This is a genomic window from Prosthecochloris sp., assembly GCA_015482705.2.
GTDB lineage: Bacteria > Bacteroidota > Chlorobiia > Chlorobiales > Chlorobiaceae > Prosthecochloris.
Genome location: JADMLA020000021.1, coordinates 71,863 through 88,123, shown reverse-complemented (window position 1 = coordinate 88,123; position 16,261 = coordinate 71,863). Strand labels below are relative to the sequence as shown.

Here is a 16,261-nt window from a genome sequence, read left to right as displayed (position 1 = left end):
CTCGGTATGTCACTTAACATAAGTTAATATGTTTTTCTCAGTTTTTACAACCGTTTTTTGAAAAGAGGTTCCTGTAGGGTAAAAAAAAAGGAGGCTCGATAGCCTCCTTAATGATCGAACCGCCAGGGCTTACAAGTTAACACGCAGACCGAGAAGAGCGCTGTGGCTTTCCATGTTCGTGTTAAACTGGTAATCTGCAAACTCAACGGTGAAATCAGTTGTACCAAAATAGCGATAACGAGCATCGAGCATAATGCCATCTGATACTGGAATACCCAGCCCGATACCAGCCTGGTAAGCAAAGGTTACTTCGCTGGCTGACCAACCATAGTCATCATCATAAAATTCAACATCATCAGCTTTGACTTGGGCTACGCCTACACCGACAGTTGGAGACAGTTCTACACCGCCGCCGAGATCGATGTCGTAGTAGCCGTTAACGAGTAGCGAGAGAATAGTGATGTCACCTGAAATATCATCAAACTCGCCGTCCTCACCTGAAAAATCAATTGAATCAATATCCCCATTCTGGTATCCGAGTTCACCTTCAAGCCTGTAATCGCCGTAATCGCAGCCAAATGCACCAAGAAGTGTTATGCCTGAGTCGAAGCCGGCTTCAAGGTCATAATCATCGTCATAATCAAACTCGTACTCCAGATCAGCATCGCTCATCCAGCTGATACCGATACTGCCACTGACATATTTGTCGGCGCTGAAACCAGGAGCAGACCACATGACTGCAACCAGGAATACCATTAAAAGTGATAGTGCTTTTTTCATTGTTTCCTCCATGTTTTGTTCGTAGGAACAGGTTAAGTACTGCTACCGAATAACAAGAAGCTTCATCTGAAGCTCACTCTTACCTTAAGAAGATAATGGTTTTCATTGATGAATCATAATAAAAAACCTTCAAAACCATCCGGTTATTGGGCGAACTGGCCAAAGCTGAAAATGAATTTCCACCCCTGGTTATCGGCTCCCGGGTTACTCGCGACAGGATCGAATCCGTAACCATAATCGAGCCCGACGAGGCCGATGATCGGCAAGTACAGTCTCAGACCCAGTCCGGCGGATCTTTTCAGGTCGCTGTAATCCATATCTTCCACCGAGCCCCACAGGTTGCCGGCTTCAACAAACGCGAGGGCGTACACGCTTGCTGTCGGTGAAAGTGTCAGCGGGTAGCGCAGTTCAGTGGTGAACTTCGAATATACCCTGCCTGTATAGAGTCCGGTATCATCGTTGAGTTCACCCAGTGCCCGGTCGTCGTAGCCGCGCAATGGAACGGTTGTGAGCGAGGAGAGGCCGCTGCCGCCCATGTAGAACGAGTCGGTATACGGGATGTAATCGCCTTCACTGAACGTATCGAGATAACCGTGCTGCGTCGAAAGGTTCAGGACAAAGTCACCTCCGAGCGGCACATACCAGCTTGAGCTGGCGATAAATTTGTAGAAATCCACGGTGCCCGGCAGCAGGCCGCCTGCTAGCTGCGTCGATAGTGAGTTATTGCTTCCTCTGCGCGGATAGATTGGATTGTCGATACTGTTTCTTGCAATGGTTTGTGTGATCGAGACTTCGTCGGCCGTATCGGGCTGATTTTGAGAATCGACAAAGCTCAGCAGTTCACCTTCACTGTGCAGATACTTCAGTTTCCAGTTTATCGAGAAGTAATCGTCAGGCCAGTTCAGGCGTCTGCCGATATTGAGCGACGCACCGGTCTGCTTGAGCAGGTTGTCGGTCTCTTCATTATCGTCGTCGTCGAAATTTCTTTGGGTTTTGAAGACCGAAAAGCCCAAGGCGGTCGGTGTACCGAAAGCCCAGGGTTCGGTGAACGACAGAGAGAGTGTGCGGTAATCTTCGTTGCCGAACTGCCACTGGAAAGAGAGCTTCTGGCCGTCCCCATGCGGCAGCGGGTCCCAAGCTTCTCCATTGAAAAGGTCCTGCAGCGAAAAGTTATTGAACGTCACGCCAAGAGCTCCGGTAAATCCGATATTACCGCTGTAACCGACCGAGGCATTGAAGGTGTCGGTCTGCTTCTCGGTGACATTATAGGTGATATCGACGGTCTTGCTCGCCTCGTCCGGCTGTATGTCGGGTCTCGTACTTTCAGGATCGAAGTAGTTCAGCATCGAGATTTCCCTGACGCTTCTGACAACTTTTTGTCTGCTGAACATGTCTCCGGGGACGGTCCGCAGCTCACGGCGGATAACATGATCCTTGGTTTTCGTATTGCCCTCGATAGTGATTTTTCCAAGCCTGAACTGATCACCTTCGAACAGTGAAATGTTCAGGTCAACCGAATCGGGCGGAGCGACCTGTTCCTGCAGAGATGAGCGGAATGCAAGATAGCCACGGTCCAGGTAGAGCGATGCGACGTCCCGGTTGTCTTTTGAAAAGTTCAGCTGTTCCTGAATTTTTTTCGCATTGTAGCGGTCACCTTTTTTTATGTCGAATACGGTATTGAGGATATCGGTTGTCGCAAAATCCTTGCTGTTGCCTTTCCAGGTGATATCCCTGATGTAATAGACCGGTCCCTCCTCGAGAAAAATATCGATGTCCAGTCCTTTCCGGTCTTTCGTATACGAGATGGAGTCCCGCACGATTGTCATGTCCCGGTAGCCGTTTTCGCGGTAAAAATCAACAAGCAGTTTTTTATCCTGGTTGTATTTTTCTGTATCGAGTTTGGGTTGCCCGAAAATTGTTTTCCACCATGCATTCTGGCTGGTTTCCTCGAATACGCCCCGGAGTTTTCCATCTTTGAATGCATTGTTTCCGTGAAACCGGATTTTTTCGATGATCACCTTGGACTTTTCATCGATCGAAAAAAGTGCCGTAACCCTACCACTTTCCAGCTGTTTCAGCGAGTATTCCACATCAGCCCGCAAATATCCTTTTTCTTTATAGGTGTCTTTGATCTTACTCGCTGCAGTCAGGAGACTCTGTTCATCGATATGTCTTCCCGGGTAGAGAGCGGCGATCTTCTCCAGCTCTTTGTCATTGAGTTTGTCGTTACCTTCGAATACTACGCCATCGAGCAAGGGAAGCTCGTTGACGACAAAACGGAGATCGATCAGATTTCCGGCTATATTCTGCTCGACCTGGATATCGCTGAATTTTTTCTGTGCCCAAAGATATTCTATGGTACCGGGTATTTCTGTGCCCGGTATGCTGACGGTATCTCCTTTTTTGAGCGGAAGACTGTTGAGGAGTTGATCCTCACTGATTGTTCGCAAGCCGCTGAACGATAGGTTTGAAACTGTGTAACGTGCAGCTTTTTGTTGTTGGTTAGTTTGCGCCGAAGCAGGGGGAGCATGAACTGTCGTTATGAAAAGAAATAATAAAACTATGGCAATGGAATGCCGGGATAACTGTAGTTGTTTCATGGAATTGTACATCGTTGTTATAACCTGCTTGGTAAAGCTTTTTTGCCTTTGAGTTGTTCGCTTGTCAGACCGAAACGGCGTTCACGCTTCTGAAAGTCCCTTATTGCATCGTACAGCTGACTTCGGCGGAAATCAGGCCAGTAGGTGTTGGTGAAATATATTTCCGAATAGGCACTTTGCCATAAAAGAAAATTGCTGATCCGGAATTCACCGCTTGTTCGTATCAGCAGCTCGGGTTCCGGTATACCCTTTGTCGAAAGGAACGATTCAAGAAGGCTTTCATCGATCTCGTCCGAAGAAAGACGTCCGTTCTCGATTTCGTGACAGATTGTTTTACAAGCCTGTAAGATATCCCATTTTCCACTGTAACTCAACGCTATACAAAGAGTAAGTCCCGTATTGTCTTTCGTGAGTTCTACCGTTTCCTCGAGCGTGTCACGGACTTTTTCAGGAAGCTGCTGTGTGTTGCCGATGACATGAAGTCTGACGTTGTTGCGGTACAATTCTCGTGCTTCTTTCTTCAGGACTTTAATTAAAAGCTGCATTAACGAAGAGATCTCTTTTTCAGGTCTTTTCCAGTTTTCGGTTGAAAAAGTGAAAAGCGTGAGATAGTGTATATCAAGCTGAGCAGCTGCCTCAACGACATCGCGTACAGCGTCGACACCGGCGGCATGTCCTTCTATACGGGTTTTCCCTTTTTGCCGGGCCCACCTGCCGTTTCCATCCATAATGATGGCGACATGTTCGGGGAATTCACAGGTTGTTTTCAGATCACGCCTGATTTGTTCGTCCTGGGGGTCGGTTGCAGACTTGAACCAGCGAGATGTAAATGCTGCCGAAAAATCCATAGTTGACATTCGAGGCATTGATCAATCGTCATTTCATCGCTGCTCTGTTTTTCAACCGAAAAACAGAGCAGTACGCTCAACGGAAATCAGAATATAGTAAATTGAATTATATGCAGTTATTTGTTATTATACAAGCCAAACATTGAGCTGGCGCTATGGATTGACTATGGCGTCGACACGGTGGGATATCGGATTACAACAATTTCATTGAACAAGAGCGGTGCATTTTTTCTCATATCGAAGTCTGCGCAAAAAACTTATCGATCGCGAAATCAACTGTGAAACAGTGGTGCGCGGGTATATCGAACGAATTCACAAGAACCGTGACAACAACGTCTATATAACGGTATTTGACGAGACAGCCATCGAGCGTGCAAGAGCGCTCGATAAAAAGCTGGAAGAAGGTCACGAGCCGGGAAAACTTTTTGGGCTCCCGATGGCTATCAAGGATAATCTTTCCGTCAAAGGTGCTCCTCTTACCTGTGCTTCAGGTATTCTTTCACAGTACAGTGCGGTATACGATGCAACCGTTGTTGAAAGACTGCTTGCCGAAGATGCGATTTTTCTGGGAAAAGCCAATATGGATGAGTTCGCAATGGGCAGCTCCAATGAGAACTCCTCGTTCGGACCGGTCCCGAATCCTTATGATCAGACCCGTGTTCCGGGTGGAAGTTCAGGAGGTTCCGCTGCAGCTGTTGCCGGGGACCTTGCAATGGTCGCTCTTGGTTCCGATACAGGCGGATCAGTCAGGCAGCCGGCTGGTTTCTGCAATGTTGTTGGTTTGAAACCTACCTATGGCCGAATTTCCCGCTACGGGCTGGTTGCGTTCGGTTCCTCGTTTGATCAGATAGGAGTACTGTCAAAAAATTGTGATGATGCCGCACTGGTTTTGGGCGTCATTGCCGGAAAAGACGAGGCGGATACAACGTCATCTCATCATCCCGTCTCCGATTATGCCGAAGAGATGGATGGTGTATCGGTCAAAGGATTGAAAATCGGTGTTCCCGAAGAATTTTTTCCAAACTCCCTTGATAACGGGGTTGCTTCGGTTGTCAATGCACGCCTTGAAGAACTTCGCGAGGCAGGGGCCGAACTTGTACAAATCACATTGCCCGAAAGTGACTATGCGATTGCCGCTTACTATATACTGACAACTGCGGAGGCTTCATCCAATCTTGCACGTTTTGACGGTGCAAGGTATGGCTACCGTTCAAAGGATGCGGAAGATCTTGCAGGAATGTATGTAAACTCGAGGACGGAAGGTTTCGGCAGCGAAGTGAAGCGAAGGATCATGCTCGGTACATACGTGCTTTCCGCCGGCTATTACGATACCTATTATAAAAAAGCTCAACAAGTCAGAAGGGTCTTTCTCGATAGGTACAAAGAAGCGTTGAGCGAGGTAGATGTCATAGCGGGTCCTACATCACCTTTTCCACCGTTTGGATTGGGGGATAAGATGGACGATCCGTTGGAAATGTATCTGGCCGATGTTTTCACGGTGCCCGCAAGTATAGCTGGAATGCCGGCACTCAGTGTTCCTGCCGGCTTTGATGGTTCAGGACTGCCCGTCGGTCTTCAGCTGATCGGTGATTTTTTCACAGAAGGCAAGCTTCTCGGGGTTGCGCGTGAGATTCAGAACGCACAGAAGCGGTGACGGATGTCCCTTTTGTGGATTTGCCGATGGTGTAATCTTCATTGCAAAGGCCTTGTTTGACGGCATGTAAGCGCTTTTTTTATCAGGAGCGTATCCCTTTTACGATGTTACGCCGAATCTCGAAAGGAGGAACATGGAACAGCTCCTCAGTATTTTCCATATCAACGTAGAAAAAACAAACTATGAGTGTTTTGGTCAATAAAAATACCCGGCTTCTCGTTCAGGGTATTACGGGTGGTGAAGGAACCTTCCATACATCACAGATTCTCGAGTATGGAACAAATGTCGTTGCCGGTGTCACTCCGGGGAAAGGAGGGCTACTGTATACGGGAAACGATCGTGATACTTTTCCCCGTGGGGTTCCGGTCTATAATACGGTGAAAGATGCCGTTGAGGCGACAGATTCGAATGCTTCGGTGATTTTCGTGCCTGCACCTTTTGCAGCTGATGCGATTATGGAGGCAGCCGACGCCGGTCTGAAAGTGATAATCTGCATCACCGAGGGTATTCCTGTCAATGACATGATGAAGGCATACAATTATGTACAGGAAAAAGGGGCTGTACTTGTCGGTCCGAATTGTCCCGGTGTGATCACGCCGGATGAAGCGAAAATAGGCATCATGCCGGGTTTCATCCATAAAAAAGGATCCATCGGCGTGGTATCGCGGAGCGGAACCCTTACCTATGAAGCTGTACACCAGTTGACTCGTGTCGGGCTTGGACAGTCGACATGTATCGGCATTGGTGGTGACCCTATTATCGGTACGCGCTTTATCGATGCAATCAAGCTTTTTGCAAAGGATGACGAGACTGAAGGGCTTGTGATGATCGGCGAGATTGGCGGAAGCGCTGAAGAAGAGGCTGCCGAGTATATCAAAAAGCATTTCAAAAAACCGGTTGTTGGTTTTATTGCTGGCAGAACTGCTCCTCCCGGAAGACGGATGGGACATGCAGGCGCTATTGTCTCTGGTGGTAAGGGGACTGCCGAAGATAAAATCAAAGCCATGGAAAAAGCAGGTATAAAGGTCGTTGAAAACCCTGGGGATATTGGTGAGGCAATGCTTGCGGCTCTTGGTGGCTCGTGAACTTCTATCGTTTTTTGAAAAGCGAAAAACTAAAAGGCCGTTTCTTGATTAATCTTATGAAACGGCCTTTTTCGTTTGCAAAAATGTATTTTCCTGGCTTAAAAATATGACGCGAAAGAACTGTATCCCGCTATACTATGGTCGATCATCGATTTCGGTGATTTCAGTGTCGCTGAACCTTGTAGGCTTGTGCTTCGTCGATGCATAATGGTTTTTCCGGCGTAAAAGGGATTGTAGCCAATGTTGAGGAAAGCTGCATCGAGCTGGAATAATGTCTTAATTTAGCTTAAAAAACATGTGACACTCGGAAAATACAGTGTTGCCGACTAAGAACAGCAGCCCCGAATCTACGAAAATTTATGCCTATGCAAAACAAGTAAATACGAGGCGTTTTCCGCCTGTTGACGACTGTGATATTACAATATTTTTATATAGCTTGACCCTCAGGATCGATTGTTATTTCCAGAACTCTGGTTACATGGGCAGATACTCTGGTAATGGTTGATTCAGAAGGATGTCTCTTTTCCATTTTACATCGTGGCAGCTTTTTGGGCAGCGGTTTTCGTTTTCGCTCGAAACGCGCATGAAAAATGAATTGGGGCGCTGATAATGGGTAAGGGTTTTACAATGACAAGAATATAAAGGAGGATTTCATGCCAGAGGCCAAACAAGGCGATACCGTAAAAGTACATTATACCGGAAAGCTGGATGATGGCAGTGTATTCGACACCTCTGCCGAGCGTGAACCGCTCGAGTTTACGGTGGGGGCGGGTGCAGTGATTCCCGGTTTCGAGCAGGCCGTGGTAGGATTGCAGCCAGGAGAGTCGACGGAAACGACTATCGATCCCGACAATGCGTATGGTTCGAGAAGTGATGAACTAGTAACCGAGGTGAAACGTGAGCAGCTTCCTCCTGACCTCGAGGTGGCTATCGGTCAGCAACTTCAAGTGAGCATGGCTAACGGTCAGACCGCTGTTGTGCTGGTTACCGATGTTAACGATGCAGCCATAACCATCGACGCCAATCATCCGCTCGCCGGTCAGGCGCTTACCTTTTCGATAGAACTTGTCGAGATCGTGTGAATGGGAAAAGCTATTTCAGGGTATAACTGTCATTAATTATGAAACGCATGTTCAGGTTGCTGTTTCCCTTGAGCCTCGTTTTTTTTATTTCGGCTTGTACCGGGGATGGAAATGATGCTTCAACGGGTGAAGGGCGAGGAGGGGCTCTGACGGAGTATTACGGGGTTGCCGACGAAATGCCGATGTCGAAAAGGGCGCTACAGGCTCCTGTGGTTGATGTCGAGCAGCGTGGGGAGGCGATCGACAACCTCGATGTGGTAGATCCGAAAATTATCCGTGAGGGTGGAGTTACTTTTCAAACCCCCGACCTGAAACAATCCAGGATATTTCTTGACAGCCTTATTCAGCGTTACAAAGCGTATGTGGTCAATGACGACCAGTACAAGTTCGATGACAGGATCGAACAGCGCCTCGTGATTCGTGTGCCGGCCAATGGCTTCGATGGCCTGGTAGGGGAGTTGGATCACAACGTCGAGCGTTTTGACAGCAGGACGATTTCGGCAAGAGATGTAACCGAGGAGTTCCTGGATGTTTCTTTGCGGATTCGGATTAAGAAAGAAACCGAGAAACGCTACCGTGATATCCTTGCCAGAGCGAAAACAGTGAAGGATATTCTCGAAGTGGAGCGTTACCTCGGCCGGATCCGAACTGAAATCGAGTCACTCGAAGGACGGCTCAAATATCTTGAAAACAGAATATCGTTCAGCACTCTTACCGTTACTTTTTACCAACTCAAGCCGGAAGCGGTCGGGTTTTCTTCCCAGTTCACCGTTGCCCTGAAAAACGGCTGGAATAACTTTATGCTTTTTGTGCTCTGGGTTGTTTCTCTTTGGCCCTTTATTCTCGCCGGACTGGTTCTGCTCATTATCCTCTTCGTTATTGGCGGAAGAAGGAAGAGGGCGGGGTGAGGCAGAAGGCAAAATGCAAAAGAGCTGAAAGCCTCCATATTCGTCAAGAGCGTTTCGCGCACAAGGTGCGCTACTCTTCTCATAACAACGTGTCACTTGTTTCCTGTCTCTCATCACTACTTAATGTACCGAGCATGAGATACAGGGATCGTAACTCCTCACGAGCATTTCACAAAGCTGCTGTATTTCTTTGTCGGTTTTTTCTTCTTGCAAAGCCTGACGGGCGAGGGCACTGAGGTCCAGATGTATGTTGGCGTTATTCTGGGTGGTCGGGATGATGCAATCGCCTTTAAGAACCCTGCCTCCGTCATCGACTTCCATATTATGGTAGAGAATTCCCCGTGGCGCCTCCACGGCACCGGTCGCTTTTCCGGCTTTCGGTGTCCATGCTGCTTTCAGTTCCTCGAGTGGGTCATCGATCAACGCATCGATCAACGCGATGGCATCGTGCACGATATGGTAACATTCGACCAGTTGGGCGATGTTGTTCATGAAAGGGTTGTGATTGACCGGTACAAGGCCGAAGGCGGATGCTGTTTCTTTGGCTTTCGGATGTAGGAATACATGGTTGTTGTTGAACCGTGCAAGTGCTCCGGCAGCAAAAGATTGGCGACTCAGTTTCGCGAATTTGCTTGTTGTGAACTCTTCCTTGTATTCGTTGGTCATGGCAAGGTAGTCGTTCTCATCTTTTCTGACTCCATCTGTGGAACAAAGGTCTCCTCCAATGAACGGGTACGTGCTGCCGTTGTGGAGGGAGACAAACTCGGTTTCCCTCTCGAAGTCGGGGATGGAGAGTGTGGCGCAAAAGTCGCGAGCGGCATCGAGATCCGGTAAAACTCTTTCGAGCCGCTGCCGGAGTTCAGCGAGTTCTCCTTTTTCCGGTGCTTTGCTGACCCCACCGAGAACAAGACTGACAGGGTGTGTGAATCTACCTGTTGTCAAGGCACTGATTGCATTGCCCGCTTCTTTGAGCCGCAATCCAGACTGGACGATATCAGGATGCGATTTGATGAGGGGTAACACGTTCGGGGTATTGACAAAGTCTGGGATAGCGAGAAAGAATAGGTGCAGCGCATGGCTTTGCAGGGTTTCACCGTGCATTGCGAGCAGGCGTATTTTTTCCGCTGAAGGAGGGACGGTAATTGCCATCGCTCGTTCCAGAGATCGTATACTCGCAAGAGAGTGACTGATCGAACAGATTCCACAGATTCTGGAGGTAAGGAACGGAACTCGTTCTGAGCTCATACCTTTGACCATCATTTCAAAAAAACGCGGGGTTTCGACAACCGCCCAGGTAGCGTCGACCAGTTTTCCTTCTTGTATCGTAATGTGGATATTACCGTGCCCTTCAACCCGTGTCAGGTGGCGGACATCGATATTGCAGTCAACTTTTGTCATGACGGAATTCCTCAAAACAGTTATAAAATCCAAGCTTTTCATCGAGCTCATCAAGGCTCAATTGACGGTCGGCGACGAGTTGCAGGAACGATTCGAAATTGATATCGTCAGCAGGGCCACGGCAGCCCAGACAGACAGTTTTTCCGGTAGTACAGACAGCGTTGCAGCCCGCTCTCGTTATAGGACCGAGACAAATTTCTCCCAGATCGAACAAACAGGTGTTGAGTTGCTGTTTGCACTCGACACATACAGGATATTTCGGCAGGTTGATCATCGAGCCTGTGGCGACGCTGATGATAATTCGTTCAACTTCCTCTTTTGAAACCGGGCAGCCGGGGATCGAATAGTCCACTTTGACAACATCACCGATCCTGCGAACCGGCAAGGTATCGACAGAATTGTTGCCGTATACCTCACGAACCGTTTCTTCAATCGGGAAATTGTTCTTCAGGCTGTTGACCCCGCCGAAACAAGCACAGGTGCCGTAGGCTATCAAGACTTTTGCGTTTTTTCGTATGGTTTTCAGGCGTTCAATCTCGTCTTCTCTGGTGATGCTGCCTTCAACAAGGGCGATGTCATAGTCATCATGTTTTTCTGACGAGATTTCCCGGAAATTACGAATGTCAAGCAGGTCAAGAAATGCCGGCAGGGTTGATTCATGGTTGGCAAGCTGCAGCTGACAGCCTTCACAGCAGGTGAAATCAAATGAACCTATTTTTATTTTTTTGTGAGAAAACCCAAGATGTTGCACAGCAGACTCCTTAAATCGCTTCTTTAAGATTCATAACCGACCAATAATCGAATACCGGCCCATCCACGCAGGTAAATGTCGAACCAACCATACAGCGGCAGCATTTACCCATTCCGCAGTGCATGCGCCGTTCAAGAGAAACAAACATGCGGTTCATGGGAATCCCCTGCTTGTCGAGGTAATTGCAGACAAACTTGAACATGACAGGCGGCCCGCAGACAATGGCATGGGTGTTTTCCGGGTCGATGTCGATTTCACTGAAAAGTTTCGTGATCATACCTGTTCTGCCATTCCAATCCGGTGTTCCCTGTTCAACGATGGTGTGCAGGTCGATATGGTTGATTTTTTCCCATTCCTCGAACTGGTAGGTGAAAAGCATCTGGGACGGCTCTTTGGTTCCATAGAGCATATGAACATCCTTGTAACGATCCCTGTGATCGTTGATCCAGAAAAGTGGTGCACGAAGCGGGGCGATACCGAGTCCGCCTGCAACAAGAATGACGTTACGGTCCATCATTTCTTCCATGGGGAACGATGATCCGAACGGTCCGCGAATGGCGACGTGAGCTCCTTTTTGCGCTTCAAAAAGAACGTTGGTGACATGCCCGGCTTTTCTGATGCATAACTCCACCTGTTCATTATTACTCGTAGAACTTGAAATCGAGATGGGAACTTCACCGTAACCGGGTACCTGTAACATGAGAAACTGCCCGGGCCGAAATCTGAAAAGGTTTCTTTCATCAGGATCGAGTATCCTGAGCTGAAAAAGTTTTTCCTGTTCTGTCAGAGGAACGATATTCGTTATGCGGCATTTATACCCCTTATCGGTCTGCATAAGCGAAGACTGATAGTGGAAATCCGGAACGTTATCGGCGAAAGGTTCCCTGTTTATGTCTTGTCCGGGGACTCTGAAATGCATATCATGCATGATTCTTTCTCCATTCTGAGATCATTGATAACATCTTTCGGGTTAATGTCGGCCAGACAGGCGCGTCCACATCTGTTGCAGCCTACACAAATCGGTTGATTTGCATTTTCAGCAAACCCGAGATAATGGTGATAGTAACGGTATTTCAATCTGTCGCCGTTTTTCGGCCTGAAATTGTGTCCACCTGCAACTTCCGCGAAATCAACAAGGTTACAGGAGTACAATTGCTTTTGCCGTGACGATCCCTGCAAATCGACATCAGGCCGGTCTTCCATGTTGTAGCAGTAACAGGTCGGACAGACCATCGCACAAGTGCCGCAGTTGAGGCACTTGTCGCCCCATTTAGTCCAGATGGGAGAGTCGAACTCGATGTCGAGAAAACTGGGCAGACCCGTTACTTCTACGTCGGTTTTAAAACTCTGTTTGATCAGTTTACGCCTTTCGATAAGCTTACAGTCGTCATCATATGTCGGGTCCTGCACCTCGAATTCCTTCAGGTAATTATATGCTTTGGACGAATTGATGGAGACATAGTAACTGTCACCGATATCCGAACAGAAAAGATTGAATCCGCTGGTTACCGTGTGATGGTTCAATGATTTACAAAAACAATCGGGAAGAGGAAGGTGGTCCATACCGATGATGAACGTATTTTTACGTCTTGCAAGATAGTACGGCGAGGGAAAATGCCCATTGAGCAGAACGCTGTCGAGAATGTTGATCGCACTTATATCGCAAGGTCTGAGGCCTATCAAAACAATCGGCTTGACTTCGTAGGTGATTTCCTGTTCCCAGTCACCATCGGTGTAGCTGAAGTGTGACAGGTTTTCACGGAAAGGCATCAGAAAGTGTTTTGCCGAGGAGTAGGTTGTGGTATAATCAAACGCAATGTCAGTCGCGGAACTAACCTCTTTGAACTGATAAATCGGTTGTCCCTTTGTATCGGTATCGACCTGTCTGGGTCCGAATGAAAGGTTTTCCTTTACAAGCGCGTCGATAAACTTCTCGAACTCCGGCTTGGCTATAACTTTGTAGATCATCGGTAATACTCCGGTTCAAGGATGTTGTCGGCTGTGAGCAATGTACGTCAAAAAAGTTCAGTACAAAAGCTAACAATACACTGTAACAGAAAGTTGACAGTCGGTGAACTTCCATTGGTGAAAGTGTTGGAGTATCCCGAATGCTTCATCAGTCCCGGAAGGCCGGGTTCGAAATCCTCATGAAACGGTCACGAAAGGTTTTCCAGCACGTAGACCTTGTCATTTTTCCGGACTTTATCTGCACAGGCAATGGTGACTGTTTCGCCTTTCAAAGCCGAGTCCGACGGCTGATCGTCCACCAGCAACGATTCGACAATCAGGGTGACGAGGCCTGTCTTCGAGCCTTGTATGGTGAGCTTGTTTTTTTTGGATATGCTTTTTGTATGAATCAGTATTTCGGCAACACCTGCCTTTTGGTAGTATTTCTGAACGGTGCCGACATAAACTTTTTTTTCAGTTGCGAGCGATCCATACTGTTTTGTCCAGGCATCGACAGGTCGCCCAAAATAAAAGCCTTTGGAAAAGCCTCGGTTATAGACCGTTTCGAGCTCTTTCACGAGCTCTTTTGTCAGGATGTCGAATGTTTGGTTGAAATCTTTTTCATGACCATGTTCGACGGTGTAATCAATAGCCTTGCGATAGCATGTGGTGGTGGTGTGAACATATTCGGGGCTTCTGTTTCTCCCTTCAATTTTAAACCCTGTCACACCAGCTGTGATGAGCTTGTCGATGAAAGTGATGGCGCAGAGGTCTTTCGGGCTCATCACGGTATCGGTTCCGAGTTCCAGTTCATGGCCGTCTTCGGCATCGACAATGGTATAACTGCGCCTGCAAGGCTGCATACAGGCACCGCGATTTGCAGAACGGCCGAAAATGTCCTGTGAAAGAAAACATCTTCCTGAGACAGCCATGCACATGGCTCCATGTATGAAGCATTCGATGGCGACATCGAGGCGGCCTTTATCGATACTTGTGGTGATGTTGTGTACCTGTTCGAGCGTGAGTTCACGAGCAGGAACGATCATCCTTGCTCCCAGAGAAGTATACAACCGTACCGCATTGTAATTGCTGACAGAAGCCTGTGTCGATACATGAAACGGAATGTCCGCTTTACGGCAGGCTTCGATGACTGAAAGATCCCAGCAGATTACGGCATCGAGACCTGCATTTTTTGCTGCATTTACCGTGTCTTCGACAGCCTGGGTTTCTTCGTCATACACTATGGTATTGAGTGCCAGATATGCTTTGGCGCGATATTTGTTGCACAAGCTGGCAATATCGGAAAAGTCATCTATCGAGAAATTTCGGCTGGCGGCTCGCATATTGTACCCCTCTGCACCGAAGTAGACGGCATCGGCACCAGCTTGAAGGGCTACTAGGAGTGATGTAGGGTCACCTGCCGGTGAAATGAGTTCGAGTCCGTGATGTAAAGTCATTGTCGGTATCGGTAGGTTATTCCATATGACAATAGTGTATAAAATTTATCAGGAATTATGTAGAATGTTATGATAAGGCCAAAAGTTGCTAAAGGTATTTGAACCATAATTGAGAGATAGCTGTCATATGAGTGAACGTCTTGTTGCGAGGATCATCATCGGTTTGTCGGTTATGCTAATTGTTTCCGAGGTCATGGTAATTGCTCTGTATGGTATTCGTTTTGAGGTTGTTTTTTTGCCTTTTGTCGTTTTTCTCGCGTTTCTTGGTGTCTTGTTCGGTATTGTTCTCCTGAACGGTAAGCGCCCTGAAATCGAATCGGTTTCTACCCGGCGTGCCCGTGCAATGAAAGATGAAAAGGTGAGGAAGCTGCTGGAAGGTTATGAAGTGGACGAGGAGTTTCTCCCCGGCGGGCGAAAGAAGAAAAATACACGGCAAGAAAAACAGCGGGTCGCAGCTCCTGAAACTTCCGAATCACATTCCGGACCCTCGGCTTCTGAAACATATCGAGATCCTTTCGAAGGAATGGACCCCAAGCTGCAAAGTCTCGCAGAAGGTTTCGGCGGATTTGAAGAGATGGTGCAAAAAGTGGAAGCTATGGATGCCGTTGCATTCAAGCGGTTGCAGTATGCCCTGGATATGCCGGGAGTCGATAAAAATCAGCTGCTTCAACCTGTCAAAAAAGCTCTTGGAGACGTTTCCAGAGGACCCTCGGGGTTGAGACAGTTGCTCGATCATGAAGAGATGGAGGAGTATATGGAGCAGACCCTGACCGGTAGAAAACCTGACGGAGGTAAGTCAGAGCAAACCTATTCTCTCGACATCGATTTGGATGATGTCGGAGGAAGAATGCCACCACCTCCTGATGAGTTTTCCCATAATCCAAGGGATGTTATCGATCGTTTCAAAAAGTCCCTCGACAAGAAATGACCAGCAGCTTCTATAAGCAGGCGAGTAAAAGCCAGATAAAGCGTTTCGCAAAACTTCAACTGAAAAAATTCCGTGACAAAGAGAAGCTTTTTCTTGCCGAGGGGCTTCGAACCGTCACAGAATTGCTGAACCATCTGCCCGATGAACAGTGTCTTACGGCTTTGTTTATCGAGCCGGCGCAACTTTGCAGCATTCCGAATAAAGACCGGTTTCACGAAAAAATATTCCTGATCGATCATGAAGAGGGGTATCGTCTGTCAGGAACGTCGACAGCGCAGGGGGTAGTCGGAATTTTCAGTCAACAACAGAGCCCCGTAACCGCTAAAGCCTCTTTCGGGAGAGTGGAACAATCGCTGGCTGTTGCTCTCGATGATGTTCAGGATCCTGGTAATGTTGGTACTATTGTAAGAACCGCAGCGTGGTTTGGGATTTCAGACTTGATTTGCGGGCCCGGAACGGCAGACCGGTACAACCCGAAAGCGATAAGGGCTGGTGCGGGTAGCATTTTCTGTATGCGTCACTACGGAGTCGATGATCTTCGGGAGGAGCTTGAGAGGATGAGGCGTGGAGGGTATGAAATCTGTTGTTCATCACTCCAGGGAACAGATTTTCGGGATTTCGATGCGTGGCCTGAAAAGATGGTGCTTGTGATCGGTAACGAGGCGAACGGTATCGGTCAAGAGATACTTACAATTGCCGACCGTCATGTGACCATTCCTCACGGCAGGGATGAACTGCAAGTCGAATCACTCAACGCGGCTGTTTCCGCATCGATATTGATGGCGATGCTAACATTGTAGCTTTTTCCTTACCTTGAAAGATA

14 protein-coding genes are annotated in these 16,261 nt (G+C 47.9%); 6 read left to right on the top strand and 8 right to left on the bottom strand.

All coding sequences use genetic code 11. The annotated features are described in order from the left end of the window. Positions 1-129: 129 nt before the first annotated feature. The 3 genes from QZ209_RS04685 to QZ209_RS04675 all read right to left on the bottom strand — a co-directional run bounded on the left by QZ209_RS04685 (position 130) and on the right by QZ209_RS04675 (position 4,246). Positions 130-780, bottom strand: coding sequence for an outer membrane beta-barrel protein (locus QZ209_RS04685; protein ID WP_294345121.1), 651 nt, complete (start codon positions 778-780; stop codon positions 130-132). A gap of 143 nt (positions 781-923) precedes the next feature. Continuing rightward, positions 924-3,380, bottom strand: coding sequence for an outer membrane protein assembly factor BamA (gene bamA, locus QZ209_RS04680; RefSeq protein WP_294345120.1), 2,457 nt, complete (start codon positions 3,378-3,380; stop codon positions 924-926). 17 nt (positions 3,381-3,397) lie between these two features. Then, the gene (locus QZ209_RS04675) at positions 3,398-4,246 is read right to left on the bottom strand and encodes an isoprenyl transferase (RefSeq protein ID WP_294345119.1); all 849 of its coding nucleotides are present in this window, start codon (positions 4,244-4,246) and stop codon (positions 3,398-3,400) included. 202 nt (positions 4,247-4,448) lie between these two features. Here QZ209_RS04675 and gatA point away from each other — a divergent pair, with 202 nt between their 5' ends. The 4 genes from gatA (at position 4,449) to QZ209_RS04655 (ending at position 8,957) form a co-directional block, all read left to right on the top strand. Further along, a complete protein-coding gene (gene gatA, locus QZ209_RS04670) occupies positions 4,449-5,882 on the top strand; it encodes an Asp-tRNA(Asn)/Glu-tRNA(Gln) amidotransferase subunit GatA (protein WP_294345117.1) in 1,434 nt (477 codons plus the stop codon). Positions 5,883-6,064: 182 nt separating this feature from the next. Continuing rightward, complete coding sequence (gene sucD / locus QZ209_RS04665) at positions 6,065-6,967, top strand: succinate--CoA ligase subunit alpha (RefSeq protein ID WP_294345115.1); 903 nt, start codon at positions 6,065-6,067, stop codon at positions 6,965-6,967. A gap of 653 nt (positions 6,968-7,620) precedes the next feature. Next, positions 7,621-8,049, top strand: a complete 429-nt coding sequence (locus QZ209_RS04660; protein WP_294345113.1) for a peptidylprolyl isomerase — start codon at positions 7,621-7,623, stop codon at positions 8,047-8,049. Between the two features lie 38 nt (positions 8,050-8,087). Continuing rightward, positions 8,088-8,957 (top strand): DUF4349 domain-containing protein, encoded by an 870-nt coding sequence (locus QZ209_RS04655; RefSeq protein WP_294345112.1) that lies wholly within the window; start codon positions 8,088-8,090, stop codon positions 8,955-8,957. A 120-nt stretch (positions 8,958-9,077) separates the two neighbouring features. On the opposite strand, the gene QZ209_RS04650 is transcribed toward QZ209_RS04655, so the two are convergent. From QZ209_RS04650 to QZ209_RS04630, 5 genes are all read right to left on the bottom strand, one after another. Further along, the gene (locus QZ209_RS04650) at positions 9,078-10,355 is read right to left on the bottom strand and encodes a Ni/Fe hydrogenase subunit alpha (protein ID WP_294345111.1); all 1,278 of its coding nucleotides are present in this window, start codon (positions 10,353-10,355) and stop codon (positions 9,078-9,080) included. Then, positions 10,342-11,106, bottom strand: coding sequence for an NADH:ubiquinone oxidoreductase (locus QZ209_RS04645; protein WP_294345110.1), 765 nt, complete (start codon positions 11,104-11,106; stop codon positions 10,342-10,344). The genes QZ209_RS04650 and QZ209_RS04645 overlap by 14 nt, the downstream gene beginning before the upstream one ends. A 10-nt stretch (positions 11,107-11,116) precedes the next feature. Next, entirely contained in the window at positions 11,117-11,941 is an 825-nt protein-coding gene (locus QZ209_RS04640; protein WP_294345205.1) for an FAD/NAD(P)-binding protein, read from the bottom strand. Between the two features lie 53 nt (positions 11,942-11,994). After that, complete coding sequence (locus QZ209_RS04635; RefSeq protein ID WP_294345109.1) at positions 11,995-13,074, bottom strand: 4Fe-4S dicluster domain-containing protein; 1,080 nt, start codon at positions 13,072-13,074, stop codon at positions 11,995-11,997. 188 nt (positions 13,075-13,262) lie between these two features. Continuing rightward, a complete protein-coding gene (locus tag QZ209_RS04630) occupies positions 13,263-14,510 on the bottom strand; it encodes a peptidase U32 family protein (RefSeq protein ID WP_294345108.1) in 1,248 nt (415 codons plus the stop codon). Between the two features lie 127 nt (positions 14,511-14,637). On the opposite strand from QZ209_RS04630, the gene QZ209_RS04625 reads away from it, so the two are divergent. Further along, entirely contained in the window at positions 14,638-15,438 is an 801-nt protein-coding gene (locus tag QZ209_RS04625) for a hypothetical protein (protein ID WP_294345107.1), read from the top strand. Then, positions 15,435-16,238, top strand: a complete 804-nt coding sequence (locus QZ209_RS04620; RefSeq protein ID WP_294345106.1) for an RNA methyltransferase — start codon at positions 15,435-15,437, stop codon at positions 16,236-16,238. The genes QZ209_RS04625 and QZ209_RS04620 overlap by 4 nt, the downstream gene beginning before the upstream one ends. The last annotated feature ends 23 nt before the right edge of the window (positions 16,239-16,261 follow it).